This window comes from Oscillospiraceae bacterium (assembly GCA_025758045.1).
Lineage (GTDB): Bacteria > Bacillota > Clostridia > Oscillospirales > Ruminococcaceae > Gemmiger.
Genome location: CP107208.1, coordinates 2,183,145 through 2,199,229, shown reverse-complemented (window position 1 = coordinate 2,199,229; position 16,085 = coordinate 2,183,145). Strand labels below are relative to the sequence as shown.

12 protein-coding genes are annotated in these 16,085 nt (G+C 57.1%); 6 read left to right on the top strand and 6 right to left on the bottom strand.

Annotation, left to right across the window (positions count from 1 at the left end; translation table 11 throughout):
- Positions 1 to 138 precede the first annotated feature (138 nt).
- From OGM81_10260 to OGM81_10235, 6 genes are all read left to right on the top strand, one after another.
- On the top strand, positions 139 to 1,320 hold the full coding sequence (locus OGM81_10260; GenBank protein ID UYJ42718.1) for an IS110 family transposase: 1,182 nt from the start codon (positions 139 to 141) through the stop codon (positions 1,318 to 1,320).
- Between the two features lie 522 nt (positions 1,321 to 1,842).
- A complete protein-coding gene (locus OGM81_10255; protein UYJ42717.1) occupies positions 1,843 to 2,580 on the top strand; it encodes a GntR family transcriptional regulator in 738 nt (245 codons plus the stop codon).
- A gap of 186 nt (positions 2,581 to 2,766) precedes the next feature.
- Positions 2,767 to 4,152, top strand: coding sequence for a citrate transporter (locus tag OGM81_10250; GenBank protein ID UYJ42716.1), 1,386 nt, complete (start codon positions 2,767 to 2,769; stop codon positions 4,150 to 4,152).
- 127 nt (positions 4,153 to 4,279) lie between these two features.
- On the top strand, positions 4,280 to 6,421 hold the full coding sequence (locus OGM81_10245; protein UYJ42715.1) for a hydantoinase/oxoprolinase family protein: 2,142 nt from the start codon (positions 4,280 to 4,282) through the stop codon (positions 6,419 to 6,421).
- Positions 6,422 to 6,487: 66 nt separating this feature from the next.
- Positions 6,488 to 7,306 (top strand): hypothetical protein, encoded by an 819-nt coding sequence (locus tag OGM81_10240; GenBank protein UYJ42714.1) that lies wholly within the window; start codon positions 6,488 to 6,490, stop codon positions 7,304 to 7,306.
- A gap of 28 nt (positions 7,307 to 7,334) precedes the next feature.
- A complete protein-coding gene (locus tag OGM81_10235; protein ID UYJ42713.1) occupies positions 7,335 to 8,090 on the top strand; it encodes a methyltransferase domain-containing protein in 756 nt (251 codons plus the stop codon).
- A gap of 66 nt (positions 8,091 to 8,156) precedes the next feature.
- On the opposite strand, the gene OGM81_10230 is transcribed toward OGM81_10235, so the two are convergent.
- The 6 genes from OGM81_10230 to OGM81_10205 all read right to left on the bottom strand — a co-directional run bounded on the left by OGM81_10230 (position 8,157) and on the right by OGM81_10205 (position 15,831).
- Positions 8,157 to 9,047 carry a dihydrodipicolinate synthase family protein gene (locus OGM81_10230; protein UYJ42712.1) on the bottom strand — a complete coding sequence of 297 codons (891 nt, stop codon included), beginning with the start codon at positions 9,045 to 9,047 and terminating at the stop codon, positions 8,157 to 8,159.
- 130 nt (positions 9,048 to 9,177) lie between these two features.
- Positions 9,178 to 9,786: a hypothetical protein gene (locus OGM81_10225; protein UYJ42711.1), complete on the bottom strand. Its 609-nt coding sequence runs from the start codon at positions 9,784 to 9,786 to the stop codon at positions 9,178 to 9,180.
- On the bottom strand, positions 9,783 to 11,231 hold the full coding sequence (locus OGM81_10220) for an energy-coupling factor ABC transporter ATP-binding protein (GenBank protein UYJ42710.1): 1,449 nt from the start codon (positions 11,229 to 11,231) through the stop codon (positions 9,783 to 9,785). Before OGM81_10220 ends, OGM81_10225 begins: the two co-directional genes overlap by 4 nt.
- Complete coding sequence (locus tag OGM81_10215) at positions 11,231 to 11,926, bottom strand: energy-coupling factor transporter transmembrane protein EcfT (protein ID UYJ42709.1); 696 nt, start codon at positions 11,924 to 11,926, stop codon at positions 11,231 to 11,233. Before OGM81_10215 ends, OGM81_10220 begins: the two co-directional genes overlap by 1 nt.
- Positions 11,926 to 12,525 (bottom strand): MptD family putative ECF transporter S component, encoded by a 600-nt coding sequence (locus OGM81_10210; GenBank protein ID UYJ42708.1) that lies wholly within the window; start codon positions 12,523 to 12,525, stop codon positions 11,926 to 11,928. Before OGM81_10210 ends, OGM81_10215 begins: the two co-directional genes overlap by 1 nt.
- 126 nt (positions 12,526 to 12,651) lie before the next feature.
- Positions 12,652 to 15,831: a response regulator gene (locus OGM81_10205; protein UYJ42707.1), complete on the bottom strand. Its 3,180-nt coding sequence runs from the start codon at positions 15,829 to 15,831 to the stop codon at positions 12,652 to 12,654.
- Positions 15,832 to 16,085 lie beyond the last annotated feature (254 nt).

The following is a 16,085-nucleotide window of genomic DNA, read 5'->3' as shown; positions in this document are numbered from 1 at the left end:
TCTTGAAAGGCTCCAACCACAGCTCTTTACAGTATTGTTGATCAGTTAGATACCGCCAGACGGTTTATGTAGAACAAGGTTACAAGAGTAAAGTGTTCTGTGGAATCAGCATCAAATAAACACAGCGGAGGTATTCTCATGGTTTGCGTTGGAATTGACGTTGCAAAGGACAAGCACGATTGCTTCATCCTCAGTTCAGAGGGCGAAGTTCTAGCGGATGTATTCACCATCCAGAACAATGCAGAGGGCTTCAACACACTCTTGCAGACGATTAGTTGCTGTACCAACCCAAAGGATAAAATAAAAGTAGGACTTGAGGCTACCGGACACTACAGCTACAACATCCTCGGATTTCTGCTTGATAAAGGCCTGCCAACCTATGTCATCAATCCGCTGCACACCAACCTCTACCGGAAAAGCCTGAGCCTTCGCAAAACCAAGACTGACCGTGTCGATGCGCGAACCATTGCAGCTATGCTCTTGTCTGATGTGGACCTCAAGTCCTACACAGACACAGCATACCACAACGAGGAGTTAAAGTCACTCACAAGATACCGGTTTGACAAAGTCCGCGAGAGAGCGAAGCTGAAGCAGTCCGTTTCTCGGTTGGTCACAATTCTGTTCCCAGAGCTTGAAAAGTTGGTGCCGACATTGCACATGGCGTCAGTTTACGCACTTCTCAGCGAGTTTCCTGGCGCCAAACAGGTTGCCGAAGCGCACCTGACGCATTTGAAAGCCGTCTTACACGACGCCTCCAAAGGCCGCTACGGGCGAGACATGGCAGTAACACTTCGGGATGCCGCCAGATGTTCTGTCGGCTCTGTCATGCCGGCCAAGTCCCTAGAACTGCGGCATACGATTCGCCTGATCCGCGAACTGGATTCCGAAATTCAGGACATTGAAGCTGCCATCCAGACGATGATAGAGGAAATCGCTTCTCCCATTACTACCATTCCGGGCATCGGCGTTCGGATGGGCGCAATGATTCTGGCTGAGATTGGGGACTTCTCCCGGTTCGATTCACCGGACAAAATCCTTGCCTACGCCGGGATGTCGCCATCTACCTACCAATCTGGGCAGATGTCACTCACAGGCGCATATTCCCACATGGAAAAACGAGATTCCCGATACCTGCGCTACGCTCTTTACAATGCCACGAAATACGTCTGCCATTGGGACCCAATCTTCTCTGCCTATCTTGCCAAGAAGCGGGCTGAGGGCAAGCACTACAATGTTGCGCTCTCCCATGCGGCCAAGAAGTTGGTTCGGTTGATTTATGCCTTAGAGAAGTCCAGGCTACCCTACAGCAGCGCTGCATAAGTCCTTTATTCTCATAGGCTCAAGCAGGCGTCCAACAGGGCGTCAGCTTTGTTATACTCTTTTTTGACCGCCTACATTTTCCTCACCTTTCCACTCATTTCGGCTTGACTTTTAATAGTTAGTCTTTCCGGCTTAGTGGGGTAAATAATCCAGCGCATCCACATCCTATGGTATCCGTATTGTAGTGTACCGCTGGTGTGAGCAGAGCAATTTTCGTGCGCTGTCCCCAGGTTCACCTATAGTATAACGCAACACTCGACAAATTGCAAGACTGACTTGTATGCCAAAATTGTTGAAAACTTGTTGTTCATTTTGACGAAACATTCAAACTTTCTCGCAGAAAAAAAGAAAAAGTGTCAAAAAAGGCTTGCAAATCCCAAGAAAGCGTGCTATTTTATTGTCAGACCCGATGGTACTGGTGTGCAGTTGCTTGTATGCACAGCGACCGGCCGCGGTTTCCCCGGTCCGTTCCACTACATCTAGTATGCAGCAATGTTCACCCAGGGAAGCGAGGTACAGTACATGCCACAGCTTACTACACCACCAGCGATCACAGGGCCTGATGATGCTTACAGCCAGCTTCGGCACCGCATCATTGACTTCACCCTCCTGCCCGGAGAGTTCCTGAGTGAAAACGCCCTGGCATCCCAGATGGGTACCGGCCGCGCTACCGTGCGCGAGGCGATTGCCCGCCTGGCTGAGGAAGGCTGCGTAGAGGTTTTTCCCCAGCGCGGCACCCAGGTCAGCCGGATCTCGATCAACCGCCTGCACCACGCTGTCTTTCTGCGGACGGTGCTGGAAGAAAGTGTCCTGCGCCAGCTTTGCAGCACCGGCATCACCCCAGAACAGTTTGAGGCTCTGGAAGAAAGCCTGCGCAAGCAGCGCCGGTATTACGACGACCAGGCCTCCTCCGATCTGCTGGATGAAGACACTCGCATGCACCACCTGTTTTATGAATACTGCGGGCGGGAACACGCGTGGGACAGTATCTCCCTCATCAACTGCGACATGATGCGCATCCGTCAGCTGCAGATCATGACCTACAGTTACAAGGTACACATGGTTGCCGTTGCCAGTTGGGAGAACACTTTGACTGAGCACCGCATGATGCTGGACTGCTTACGCAGGCGTGATGCCGAGGCCATTGCCGTAATGTGCCACCAGCATCTGGGATTCATCACCCGTGACGCAGACCACCTGCGGCGGTTATACCCGCAGTACTTCTACGAGAACGAGAAATCTGAGGATCTCAACTTTTAATTTGCCTTAAGGCTTCCCTACCGTTTGGAAGGACGCCTTAAATACCAAAACGGTCCGTATCCGCTTTGGTAATATGAATAAGGTACTAATTTATACTGTATGAAAGGAGGAAAGCATATTCCCGGCAAATGGCTGCGCCAAGCAGCCAGGAGAGAATCATTGTAATTAAAGAAAGGGGTATTTACCTTGGAGTTCGTAGTCGGTATTTTGCTGCTCCTCACGTTCTTCGGCCTGGCTTTTTACTGCATTAAGGGCCACAACCTGATGATCGGCTTCCTTATCATTACTATTCTGTGGACTGCTCTGTCCTTCCTGGGCGCTGCTTTTGAATCTCCCGAGTTCCTGTCCACCACTGCTTTCTATTCGAATGGCGAGCCTGTTAAGGCCATTGCCATCCTGAACAAGATCTACCAGTCCGCCCCCGAAGGCTGGGGCACCACGCTGGTCAACGTCTGCTGGGGCGCTTGGTTCGGCCGCGTCCTGATGGAGACCGGCATTGCTTCCACCCTGATCCGTAAGACTGTTGAGCTGGGCGGCGATAAGCCCATGGTCACCATCGCCCTGCTGAACATCGTTACCGCTATCATCTTCACCGCCATGACCGGTGCCGGCCCCGTTATCGCCATCGGCGTTATCGTCCTGCCCATCATGATGTCCCTGGGTGTTCCCAAGGCAATCGCCATGTTCAGCTTCATGGAGTCTGTTGCCGCTGGTATCTATCTGAACCCCGTCAACTTCGCTCAGTATCGTGCTTTCTTCATCGACGTCGATGAGATGCCCGACTTCACCCTGGGCTGGTACGCTGGCAAGTGGGGCTATGCCGCTCTGGTCATCTCTGTTGTCGTCACCACCATCCTGGCCGGCTTCTTCCTGAAGAAGAGCAAGACCAGCCATGCTTGGGCCGCTCAGACCCGTGGCGCTTCCGAGCAGAAGGATGCTCCTCTGTATACCTTGATCCTGCCCATCGTTCCCGTTGTGCTGAAGATCTGGCTCGACTTCTCCGTTATCGGCGGTTTCGTCATCGCTGGTTTTGCTGCACTGTTCCTCTGCGGCAAGATGAAGGGCTCCTTCAAGGAGAATTGCCAGCTGGTCAACAAGCTGTACTATGACGGCGTTGTTGATACCGCACCCCTGGTTGGCTTCCTGCTGACCCTGCCCATGTTCAACAGTGTTGCCACTTACGCTTCCCCGTTCTTCAAGGCCGTTCTGGGCCCCGTCATGCCGAAGAGCGAGCTGGTCGTCTGCATCCTGTTCGCCGTCTTGCTGGCTCTGGGCCTCTTCCGTGGTCCTATGACCCTGGTTGGCTGCGGTGCTGCTACTCTGGGCGTTCTGCGCGGTGTCGCTTCCTTCAGCGTCCCGTTCCTGTATTGCGTCTTCGCAATCCCCACCATCACCGTCAACATCGGTTCCTGCATCACCCAGTCCTGGGTTGCTTGGGGCCTTGCCTACACCAAGGTTGAGTCTAAGGATTACCTGAAGCTCTCCATCCCCATGACTTACATCTGCGGCATCCTGCTGTACGTCCTGACCTTCGTCACCATGAGCGGTCTGGGCGCCGAGTGGTTTGTCTGATTCACTTTGAACCTGTAAGTTAAACCGTAAATTAGGGTGCCGCCGCCTCGAAGGCGGCGGCACCTTACTTTTTAAGGAGAAGAAACACTCCCCTACCCTACTGAGAAACATTTAGGAGGAAAACTGAATGGCAGAACATCGCGCTGTTCGCATGGGCATTGACGTCGGCGGTACTTACACCAAGTGTGTCGCCATGGACAACCTGACCCATGAGATCATTGGCAAGAACGAAGTTAAGACCACCCACGACGACAAGGACGGCGTTGCCGCCGGCGTTGTGCAGTCCTTCAAAAACTGCATGGCCGAGAACGACATTGCCCCTGAGGACGTCGTCTTCGTTGCGCACTCCACCACCCAGGCAACCAACGCCTTCATCGAGGGCGACGTTGCTTCTGTCGGTGTCATCGGTGTTGCAGGCGGCGGCCTGGAAGGCTTCCTGGCAAAGCGCCAGCTGAACCTGAAGGACATCGTCCTGGACGAGAAGGTCGGCCGTAAGATCCCCGTGCATAACAGGTTCCTGAAGAAGAAGGAAATGACCGACGAGAAGATCAATGCCGCCATCAAAGAGCTGTGCGGTGAAGGCAGCCAGGTTATCGTTGCCTCCATGGCTTTCGGCGTTGACAACATGGATGAAGAGGTCAAGATCCATGACCTGGCCGAGGCCCAGGGCCTGCCGGTTTCCATGGCTTCTGACATCACCAAGCTGTACGGCCTGACCCGCCGTACCCGCACTGCCGCCATCAACGCTTCCATTCTGCCCAAGATGATGGCTACCGCAAACGCCACCGAGAGCTCTGTCCGCAACGCTGGCGTTACCGTTCCCCTGATGATCATGCGCGGCGACGGCGGCGTTATGGAGATCAGCGAGATGCGTAAGCGTCCCATCCTGACTGCTCTGTCCGGCCCTGCTGCTTCCGTCATGGGCTCCCTGATGTATCTGCGTGCTTCCAACGCCATCTACTTTGAGGTCGGCGGCACCACCACCAACATCGGTGTTATCAAGAACGGCCGTCCCGGCGTTGACTACGCCCAGATCGGCGGCCACGATACCTACATCAACTCTCTGGATGTCCGCATCCTGGGCTGCGCCGGTGGTTCCATGGTCCGTATCAACGACCATGGCGTTGAGGATGTCGGCCCCCGTTCCGCCCACATCGCTGGCTGCGAGTACGCCTGCTTCACTCCTGAGGAGGAGATCGACGCCGGCCCGCTGACCATCGAGATGCTGAGCCCGAAGCCGGGTGACCCCTCTGACTACGTTGCCGTCAAACTGGCAAGCGGCAAGCGTATCTGCTTCACCAACACCGACGCTGCCAACGTGCTGGGCCTGATCGACGAGAAGTACTTCGCACACGGCAACGCCAGCGCTGCCCGCAAGTGCATGCAGCCCGTTGCTGACAAGCTGGGCATCACCGTTGAGGAGCTGGCTACCCAGATCCTGGACAAGGACTTCGAGAAGGTCAACGCCTGCATCAACGCCCTGGCTGACAAGTATCAGCTGGACCATGACGCCATGAAGCTGGTTGGCTGCGGCGGCGGTGCTGCCTCTCTGGTCCCCTACTGCGCCAAGAAGATGGGCCTGCAGTACTCCATTCCCGAGAACGCCGAGGTCATCTCCTCCATCGGTGTTGCCCTGTCCATGGTTCGTGACGTTGTCGAACGTGTTATCCCGAACCCGACCCAGGAAGACATCAAGGAGCTGAAGAAGGAAGCTACCGACGCCGCCATCGGTTCCGGTGCTTCTCCCGACACTGTTGAAGTTCATATCGAGATCGACAGCCAGACCGGTAAGGTCACCGCTATCGCCACCGGTTCTACCGAGGTCAAGACCACTGACCTGCTGAAGGAGTGCGACGAGGCTGAGGCTGAGCAGCTGGCTAAGGAAGACTTTGGTGCCAAGGTCTCCAACATCCATCTGGCTGAGAAGACCGATAAGTTCTACGTCTACACCGGCGACATGGGCGATCGTCATCCCATCCGCATCGTCGATAAGAAGGGCTTCATCAAGGTCCAGTGCTCTGACGGCGTGGCCGCCAAGGTCAAGGCTGGCGAGTACAAGGAGAAGGTCGAAGAGCTGTGGAAGGATATGGCCGTGTTCAAGACTGATACGGTCCTGCGTCCCGACTACTTCGTCTGCGTTGGCCCCCGTGTCTGCGACTACTCTGCTGTTGACCTGGATCAGGTCATGCTGCTGATGGATCTGGACATCATGGATCGTGAGCCCGATGAGGACATCATCGTTGTTGCTTCCGTGAACGACGTCCGCTGATTCAACCCAAATAACACAAAAGACGGCTCCGCGCTCTGCGGAGCCGTTTTTGGAAAGTGAACGAACATGACAAAGGAACGGTTTCAGGAATTACTCAAACCCATTGCCGACGGCCTGTTTGGCAAGCAGCGCACCCGTTATGGCGAGATGCCCCATTACACGGTACGCCCGGTAGGCATGATCGTAGAAGATCTCTGCCGCATCCCTGAGGACGAGTGGGCCAAATATGCTTTTTCTCGCGAGCCGCTGAATGGTAAGTTCAATGATGAACAGCGCCTTGACCTTACCCGTCAGGCCATTGCCTGCGGGCGTGAGTACGCTGAGAAGCTGGCGAAGCAGTACGGTATGCGTGACCCTGAAAAGCTGGCCAAGCAGCTGGGCTTGAATGTGGATTATCCTGATATGCCGCAGAATGCGGAGCGTGTCCTGTTCGCGGAGTTCCGTGAGCCGAACAACATCCACATCTATATGGACGGCGTCCGCAAAGGCCGCGCTTTGTTAAGCGAGCCGGGTGTCTCCCATGCGCTGACCGGCCAGCTGGATATTGCCAAGCTGCTGCTGGGGCATGAGCTTTTCCACTTTGTGGAGGAGAAGTATAAGAAGGAGATCTGGACCCGCACCTACAAGATCGAGCTGTGGGCACCCAAGCCGCTGCATAACCGTTCCGGCGTGTCGGTGCTGGGCGAGATCGCGGCTATGTCCTTTGCCAAGACTCTGACAGGTATTCCCTACTCCCCCTACGTGATGGACGCTTTTTTGGTGTACGGCTACTCGCCCGAAGCCGCCAGCGGCCTGTATGAGGAAATGATGGAAAAAACCGGCCGCACGCCCCGCCTGCCGGAGGCTGTTGATACGGACGCAGCCCCCGAGGCTTTACCGGAATAATGCTTACAGAAAGGTGCGGATTTGGCCCATGAACATTTTCTGGGATGCTGAAAAGTACAAAACGGATTTTTCGTTCGTGCCGCAGTACGGCGAAGCCGTTATGGATCTGCTGGATGCCGCCCCCGGATCCCGCGTGGTAGACCTGGGCTGCGGCAACGGTGCACTGACAGAGCAGCTGGCTGCCTGCGGCTATGATGTAACCGGCGTAGATGCCTCGGCAGAGATGCTGGAGCTGGCTCGCGAGGGTCACCCGGAGCTGAAGTTTCTGCCCGGCAACGCGCTGGACTTTACGCTGGACGAGCCGGTGGACGCGGTGTTTTCCAATGCCGTGCTGCACTGGATCGATGCCGACAAGCAGCAGGCCATGCTGGACCACATTGCCAGCCAGATCAAATCTGGCGGCCTGCTGGTCTGCGAGTTTGGCGGCAAGGGCTGCGCCGAGACGGTGCATGCTGCACTGGAAAAGCGGTTTGCCGCCCACGGGCTGCATTACCTCCGCACCTTCTACTTCCCTACCGTAGGCGAGTACGCGCCGCTGCTGGAGAAGGCCGGTTTCCGTGTGGAGTTTGCCACGCTGTTTGACCGCCCCACCAAGCAAAACGGCCCGGACGGACTGGCCGATTGGATCCGTATGTTTGATACGGCTCCCTTTTCCGGGGTCGATCCCGCGCTGGCGGCACAGATCATCGACGAGACCGTAGAGGATCTGCGCCCCGTGCTGCTGCACGACGGCGTGTGGTACGTAGACTACGTGCGCATCCGCTTTAAGGTGCGCAAGCTGTAATTTCCTGTAATATACAAAAATCCGCTGGGCTGCAACGCCCAGCGGATTTTTTATTGTGTATTGGAGTTATTTAACTAGATACTCATCCAGCACGCCGTCCACATAAGCTTTCTGCTCATCGGTCAAGGGGCTGAAGGGACGGCGGGCCTCGCCGACGGGGTAACCCTGACGGGCCAGCTCGTACTTGATGGCGGGGATCAGGCCCACACGGCACATAGCCTCCATGCAGTTGTTGGCTTTGTGCTGCAGGGCGAGGGCTTCCTCCCGTTTGCCTGCGTCGAACAGGTCGAAGATCTTCTTGTAGTGGGGCAGCATCATGTTGAAGGTGCTGCCGATGGAACCGCTGCTGCCCAGGGCCTGGCCAGCAACCATCGTTTCATCGTAACCGTCAAAGGCGATGAGGTCTGGGTTCAGGTTGAGGATGCGCTCCATCTGGAACAGGTTGTAGTTGGTCTGCTTGACGCCCAGGATAGCACCGCTCTTGAACAGCTGGATGTAATCCGGGTTGGCAACGTCAAATTCGCGGTGGGTATTGCCGGGGAAGTTGTAGATCAGCACCGGGCTTCCGGAAGCTTCAGCAATGTCGTAGTAGTAGCGGCAGACCTCTTTGGGAGAGAAGCCATAGTAGAACGGGGCGGTGGCGGCAACCACATCGTAGCCCATGCCCATAGCGGCCTCGGCGTAGCGGACGGCCTCGGCGGTGCCGATGGCGCCCACGTGGGCAATCAGATTCGTTTTACCGGCGTAGGCTGCGGCAGCTTCAAACACCTGCACGCGCTCGGATTCGGTCAGCATAAAACACTCGCCGCTGCTGCCGCCCACAAAGAAGCCTGCAGCGCCCTCGTTGATGTTGCGCTGCATCAGTTTTTGCAGCGCGGCAGCGTCCACATTGCCCGCCTGGTCATACGCAGTAATGCTGGCTACGTAGATACCGGCCAGTTCCTGTTTGGTTTTCATATTGACTCCTCCTGCACTTGGTTGCAATTAAACAAACCATTCTTAATTGTATGATAGCACAGGACTGCGGCACATACAATTGACTTTTGCGCCAAAAAAGAAGGGGGACTTTTCAGCGATTCGACAGGATTCACACAGGCAGCTCGGTCCAGCAGGTCAGATGGTGCATGGCTCGCACAATGTTGCACTGCTCCAGCAGGGTGCCTGCACCATCGCACATGGTGGGGTACCACATGGGATGGCTGAGCTTGCCGTCTGTACCAACAAGGGCGGTCCAGCCGGCTGCATACTGGAAATGCAGGTGGCTCAGCAAGCCGCCATGGGCACGGGCGGTGCGCTCCGGCATCGGCGGCATGGCCAGCAGGCAGCGGAACTGCGGGTGCTGCAGGGCACCGGCGGTCTCAAACTTGGCACAGACTTTTCCCTCCAGCCCTTTTTCCAGTGCGCCGGTAAAGTGGTAAACGGCGCTGTCCAGCGGCTGACCGGCAGCATCCAGCCAGGTGATGCGCAGGTCCTGGGCGTTGGCAGCTTCGATCTGCCAGCCACCCAGTACGGGGCCTGCCAGTGCCGTGCCGCACGCCCGCTGCCAGAACGTTTTTACGCCCGCCTGAAACATCGGCAGGGCTTTGGCGGCTTCTTCGGCCTGCGTCCAACATGCCTGCATGGCGGGGGCGGTGCTGACCAGATAGCTCTCAAAATTCTGCCAGCTGCCCAGCCAATCTTTTTGTTGGTAGTTCATCGTCCTCTTTCCTCCTTGTCGTTCCACTGGATCACGCGGTCGCACCAATCGGCGGCCAGTTCTTCATCGTGGGTGATGACCAGCACGATTTTGCCTGCCTGTTTTAACTGCTGCAACAGCTGGCCGACCTGCTGCATGTGGGCATGGTCCAGGCCGCTGGTGGGCTCGTCCAGCACGATCAGATCCTTGCCGGAGAGCATGGCCGCGGCCACCACAACGCGCTGCTTCTGCCCGCCGCTCAGGCTCATGGGGTGGCGGTCGGCCAACGTAGTCAGGCCCAGGGCGGCCAATATCTCGTCACAGCGTTCCGGTTGGGCAGCGCCCAGCAGCACTTCCTCCCGCACGCTGTCGCTGAACAGCTGATAGTTGACATCCTGCATAACCAAAAAGCTGCGGCGGGTGCAGCTGCGGGGCTTGGCCGGTGCGCCGTCCCAGAGGATCTGCCCGCCCAGAGGTTTGAGCAGCCCGCAAAGGGTGCGTGCCAGCGTACTTTTGCCAATGCCGTTGTGGCCCATCAGGCCCACGATCTCACCATAGGCCAGCGAGAAGTCAGGCAGTGTGCGGATGGGGCTGCGCTTGCTGTAGCCCAAGGTCACCCCTTTGCTTTGAATGGCCGCCTGCGCCGGGGCTGGCCCATTGGAGGCCGCCGACTTTTCCCTCAAGCGGGCGCGGCAGGTTGCCAGTTCCCGGGCACGCAGACCGCGGGCGGTAAGGGCCTTCGCCGTGAGGGCGGCAAACGCGGCAGCCGTCCACTGGGCAGCCAGGCGGCCCTCCTCAAAGAAGAAATAGCGGTCCGCCTGGTCGGTGATCCAGGCCAGGCGGTGCTCTGCCAGTACGATGGTGACGCCCGCCTCTTTCATTGCGGCGATCATATCGTGCAGCTGTACGATGGCTCCGGCGTCCAGGTTGCTGGTGGGTTCGTCCAGCACCAACAGGCGCGGACCCAGCATGCTGGCGGCGGCAAAGGCGATGCGCTGCTTCTCGCCGCCAGACAGGCGGAAGATACTGCGGTCCATCAGCCCAGTCAGGCCGAACCGCCGGGCGCAATCCTGCACGCGGCTGCGGATCTCGGCCGAGGGCATCCCCACATTCTCGCAGGGGAAGGCCAGCTCGGCGGTGGTGTCCACATTAAAATATTGGGTCTTGGGGTTTTGGAACACGCTGCCCACCAGCGGCACGTATTCCTCGATGGCGGCGGTGCCTGCCAGCAGGTCGCCTACGCGGCAGCTGCCCAGCATCCGGCCGGGGAAAAACGCCGGAGCTAAGCCATTGAGCAGACGGGTGAAGGTGGTTTTGCCGCAGCCGCTTTTGCCGCACAGCAGCACGCACTCCCCTGCCCCGATGGACAGGGTCACATCCTGCAGAGCTGGGGTCTCGCTTCCCTGGTAGGTAAAGCCGACGGCACTGGTCTCAATCAGCGGGGCGTTGGTATTATTTTCTGCCATCACAGCACACCTCCCCAGAAGAGCAGCATCGGCAGCGTGCAGAGCAGCGAGTAGAGAATGTCCGCCGCCTTGGGGCACAGTTCGATCATGCTGGTGTGCCGCCCCGGCAGGCCGATCCCCTTCGTCAGCGCCGCGACCGAGAGGTCCTGCGCCACGTTGTTACCGTTCATCAGCAGTGGCATCAGGATGTACTCCAGCAATTGTGCCGGGTGGAGCAGCAGCGCCGCTTTGCCCTCAGCGATGCCGCGCAGCGCCATGGCCGCGCGGATCTGGCGGTAGTCCTCGCCCACCGTGGGGAAAAAGCGGATGACCACCGCGCAAGGGATGATGATGCTTTCCGGCACGTGCATGCTGCGCAGCGCGCAGACCAGTTCCCCCGCCGTGGTAGTGGAAAACGCATACGCACCGGTGATGATGCAGGGCAGCATCATGCGGATGCCTACCGAGAAGAGGGCCACCACATTGAGAAACGGGCTGTTCTCGGCCCGGGGCACAGCCCATAGGTCCAGCGCCAGCAGCACACCGTAGATGGCTGTCAGCCGCAGCCCAGCCGCATAGCACCCGGAGAGGAAAAACAACAGCAGAAACAGCGCCGCCATGATAGCCTCCGCCGCCAGGCTGACGTGGAAAAAGAGCATCAGGTTCGCCAGCAGTAGCAAATACAGCTTGGCACGCGGGTCCATGCGGAACCGCATCAGACGATACCTGCTTTGGCGAAGTGCTTTTTGATCATCTTTTGACCAAACAGCCCGCCAATGACCGCGCACACCAGAATAGACACAAGGCAGACAATGAAAGTTCCCGTGTTGATGGGCGCAAACAGGGCGTCGATATAGGCGGCGTCCTTGCCGCGGGCCTGCAGGGCGGCCACGTAGGCATCCTTCATGAACCACAGCGGCAGAATGGGACCGGTAAGGCCGAAGGAGAACAGGATGTAGCTGACGAACAGCAGCTTGCGGTCATAATACTTGCCCAGCGAGGCCACCCAATCGGCCAGGACGCCGAACAGGATGTTGGCAGCAAAGGACAACACAAAGTGGCCGGAGACGAAGAAAAACAGCCCCATGACCAGACCCATGATGGTGATGCCGCCGAACTTTTGCAGTTTGGCCGCCAGCAGCATGTAGACGCTGCCAGAGATCAGCGCCGCGATGGCAGGCAAAAAGATGTTGGACACACCAGGCAGCAGCAACGCACTGGCAAAGGTGGCGATGGTGACCAGCACAAAGTAGATAGCCGTAAACACGCCGATGGAGATCAGATCCGGGATGGTAAGTTTGTTGTTGGATTGCATAAGTACCCTCTCTATAAAAAGTTAGTATCAGCTAACCTTTGGCACATAAAAATTCCCCGCACGCAAGGTGTAGGGAATCTGGTTAGCTGTGAAGTATGGTTAGTGTAACATAACCATGCGTTTTTGTCAAGTAGCGGCAGGTTGTGCCGGGCTGGAAGTTTCTGCCTGCTGACGGGTCCAGTGCAGTATCTTCTCCGCCATGCGGTCCGGGTCCACGGGCTTGGCCAGGTAGTCGTTCATACCAGCGTCTTTGCACTCCTGCGCAGCCTCCCTGGCATCCTGGGCCGTCATGGCCAGGATGGGCACCCCAGCTGCCGGGTACGGCAGGGCGCGGATCTCCCGCGTAGCTGCCAGGCCGTCCAGCACCGGCATCATCACATCCATCAGCACAACGTCAAAGCGCCGGGGTTCGGCTTTGACTTTTTCTACAGCTTCCCGGCCGTTCCAGGCCTTGGCCACGGCCGCACCGCGCTCGGTCAGATAAAATTCAGCGATCTCCATATTGATCTCATTGTCCTCGACCAGAAGCACCTGCACACCGGCCAGCTTACAGGATTTGTCCGTGCTGATAAGCGCCTGCGTTTCTTCATCCTGTGTGTCCACCGCAAAGGGCAGGCGGAACGCAAAGGTCGTGCCCTGCCCCAGGGTGCTGCTTACCTGGATGGAACCGCCCAGTTTGTTCAGCAACTCCTTGACGATAGACATCCCCAGGCCGGTGCCCTTGTACTGGGTGCGGGCATCGGATTTTTCTTGCGTAAAGGGGCGGAACAATTCGTTCTTTACAAACGCCTCGCTCATGCCCACGCCGGTATCGGTGATGGTAAACTCGTACCAGACGGTGCCGTTCTCATAGGAAAGTTCTTTGGTATAGGTGTCTATGCGGCCGTTGGGGCGGTTGTACTTGATGGCATTGCTGAGCAGGTTCACCATGATCTGCCGCAGCTGCACGGGGCAGCCGATCAGATGGGTGTGACTGCACTCCGGTTCATGGCGGGTGTGGGTGATGCCGGTCTCGATCAGCTGGGCGTCCACAAGGTCCGCAGCTTCTTTCAGCAGCGCGGTCAGCTCAAAGGGCACCTTTTCCAGCGTAGTCTCCTTGGATTTCAGCTTGCTCATGTCCAGCACGTCGTTGACCAGCGCTTGTAAGTGGCTGGCGGAAAGCTGGATTTTTTGCAGGCAATCGTCCACACGGGCTTCATCGTCCCGGTGGCTGCGGATGATGTCCAGCATGCCCATAATGCCGTTGATGGGCGTGCGCACATCATGGCTCATGCGGTTCAGGAATTCGGTCTTGGCCTTGCTCTCGAAGTCAGCCGCCTGATAGGCGGCCTCCAGGCGGCGGTTCTCCTGCTCATCTTTTTCGTGGAAGGCCGAGGTGTCTTTCAGCAGTGTGATGCCGTAGAGGATCGTCCGTTCGTGGCCCAGTTGGCGGTCGTAGACGGTGTCCTCGGACATCAGCATCGTTTTCTGCAGCCAAATATGCCCGCCGTCAGCGGTAGTCTCCTGGTATTCGACGGTCACCTGCCGTTCGCCGTTGCGGTAGCGTTCCAGCATCTTGGCTGAGGAGTCCATAATGCGGAAGTTCTCCCGTGTGTCCGGGCTGACCAGATCGCTGCGGATGCGGCAGTATTCGTCGTAGGAGCATGGCACCTCCACCTTGGCGTTGATGCGCTCCCGCGCGCCCTCACGGCAGAAGATGTTCTCAACGCTGTCGTGGGTCAGGTCCACGGTGTAGACGGCCTCGGCCATCTGCATCAAGGCGTCCACGTAGTCGCCGCTTTCCAGGATGGATTGCTTGACCTGCTCGTAGTATTGGGTCAGGGGCTTGCGCTCGTTGACGATTTTTTCGTCGCTGTCACGGAAATATTCTATTCCCAAGACAAAGTGATGCAGCTTGCCGTCGACCGCATCGCCATACAGCGCGGTCAGACGGCCGCGGTGGATGGTATCTTCGTCTTTGCGCTGGAACTCCAGTACCAGCGGCGCGTCCGGTTTTAACATCTGCTGCAAGTTGGCCAGCTGCAGCGCGTCGCGCAGGGCATGCCGCTGGCCTGCCTCGCACAGCTGCCAAGCGATCTGCTCGGCAGCGCCGGTGTAGTTGCCATCCGCCGCCAGAAAAGTCTCTGCCCCGGCGCGCAGGGCACGGTAGCGGTCCTGCTGGGCGTCGCAATACAGGCACGACGAGAAATGGTAGCCCTGCTTTTTGACAAAGTTGAGCATGGCCAGATTGATGCGGTGCTGTACATCGGCCTCCTCCATCTTGGCGCGGTTTTTGTCGATGTACATGTTTTTGTCGGCCTCGCGGAACAGTTCCCGCATGGTGGGCCCTTCCAGGTCGGTGGAAAGACCGTAGCCGACCGCATAGCTCATCGGCATTTCGGGGTGGTGGGCTGAGTAGTCCAGAATATGATGACGAATTTGCTGCAGGCAATGGCGCACGGCGGCATGGTCCATCCCGCGCAGAATCATCAAGAATTCATCGCCGCCATCGCGGCCCACAAACTGGTCCTCAGGCGCAGCGATGCGCAATTCCTGGGCAAAATTGCGGATATACTCGTCACCCTTTTCGTGGCCCATTGTATTGTTGATAGTGCGCAGGTTATTTAGATCAAACACGCAAACGGCGACCTGCTTCTCTGCTGGGATCGATTCCTTCCGGTTCAGCAGTTCCTCGCATTTGTTTTTGTTGGGCAGGCCGGTTGCTTCATCTTTGTAAACCTTGGTTTGCAGCACACGGTTCTGGGCTGCAAACTGCAGCGCGTGGAACAGCTCCAGGGCAATCAGCGCCACCAGGGCAACGATGTCCGCTACGGCTACATTTTCTAGGTAACTCAAAATTGTGGCACGGCGCTGGGAGTAGGCCGCCGCCAGGCCAGTTGCCTCGTCGCAGATGGCAAAGAAATCCTCACTCTGCTGGATAATATCGGTTTGGTGGTAGCCGACCGTGCGCACGAGCTGGATCTCCTTTTTCAGCGTTTCAAACTCATCGGAAAGCTCAGCCATTTTGTTTTGGAAGTTAACGTCGTTCAGCCGCACCAACTGCAGCTCCTTACTGCCAAATCGCAGACCTGCGATAAACGAGGTCACATCATCGATCATACCGTCCTGCGGCAGGCTGGCGTTTTCCAGCTTGATGATGCGCTGTGTCTCGCCGCGAACCAGGCCCGCATAGTTGACCACCCTCGCCGTGCCCTGGATCTGCCCCACCACCTGCATGATCGCCACGATCACGCCGATTAAAACGGTAGTCAGCACCATCATCAGCACCCGCGGAATATAGGCATTTTTCTTACCTGCCTTTTTCAAAACGTCACCTCTGATCCACAAAAACAGTTTATTTTATTGTAACGAATTTTGTCGAAATAAGCAAGTCTTACATTTTCAATAATGATATTGTATTTATAGTGAAATCCTTATGAATCTTTCTCGCGCCCAAATGGGTGTCAGTTGTTGGATCAAGTACGGCGGCAAATGCGTCTGGTGCGTGACTTTCTCCTACTCCATACAATCCCATAACGCACAATCTCTCCCTTGCCCATCATCCGGGCAGGGGGAGATTT

Coding starts and splice junctions, on each gene's coding strand:
- OGM81_10260 (UYJ42718.1), top strand. CDS start 139: ATGGTTTGCGTTGGAATTGACGTTGCAAAGGACAAGCACGATTGCTTC.
- OGM81_10255 (UYJ42717.1), top strand. CDS start 1,843: ATGCCACAGCTTACTACACCACCAGCGATCACAGGGCCTGATGATGCT.
- OGM81_10245 (UYJ42715.1), top strand. CDS start 4,280: ATGGCAGAACATCGCGCTGTTCGCATGGGCATTGACGTCGGCGGTACT.
- OGM81_10240 (UYJ42714.1), top strand. CDS start 6,488: ATGACAAAGGAACGGTTTCAGGAATTACTCAAACCCATTGCCGACGGC.
- OGM81_10235 (UYJ42713.1), top strand. CDS start 7,335: ATGAACATTTTCTGGGATGCTGAAAAGTACAAAACGGATTTTTCGTTC.
- OGM81_10230 (UYJ42712.1), bottom strand. CDS start 9,047: ATGAAAACCAAACAGGAACTGGCCGGTATCTACGTAGCCAGCATTACT.
- OGM81_10225 (UYJ42711.1), bottom strand. CDS start 9,786: ATGAACTACCAACAAAAAGATTGGCTGGGCAGCTGGCAGAATTTTGAG.
- OGM81_10220 (UYJ42710.1), bottom strand. CDS start 11,231: ATGGCAGAAAATAATACCAACGCCCCGCTGATTGAGACCAGTGCCGTC.
- OGM81_10215 (UYJ42709.1), bottom strand. CDS start 11,926: ATGCGGTTCCGCATGGACCCGCGTGCCAAGCTGTATTTGCTACTGCTG.
- OGM81_10210 (UYJ42708.1), bottom strand. CDS start 12,525: ATGCAATCCAACAACAAACTTACCATCCCGGATCTGATCTCCATCGGC.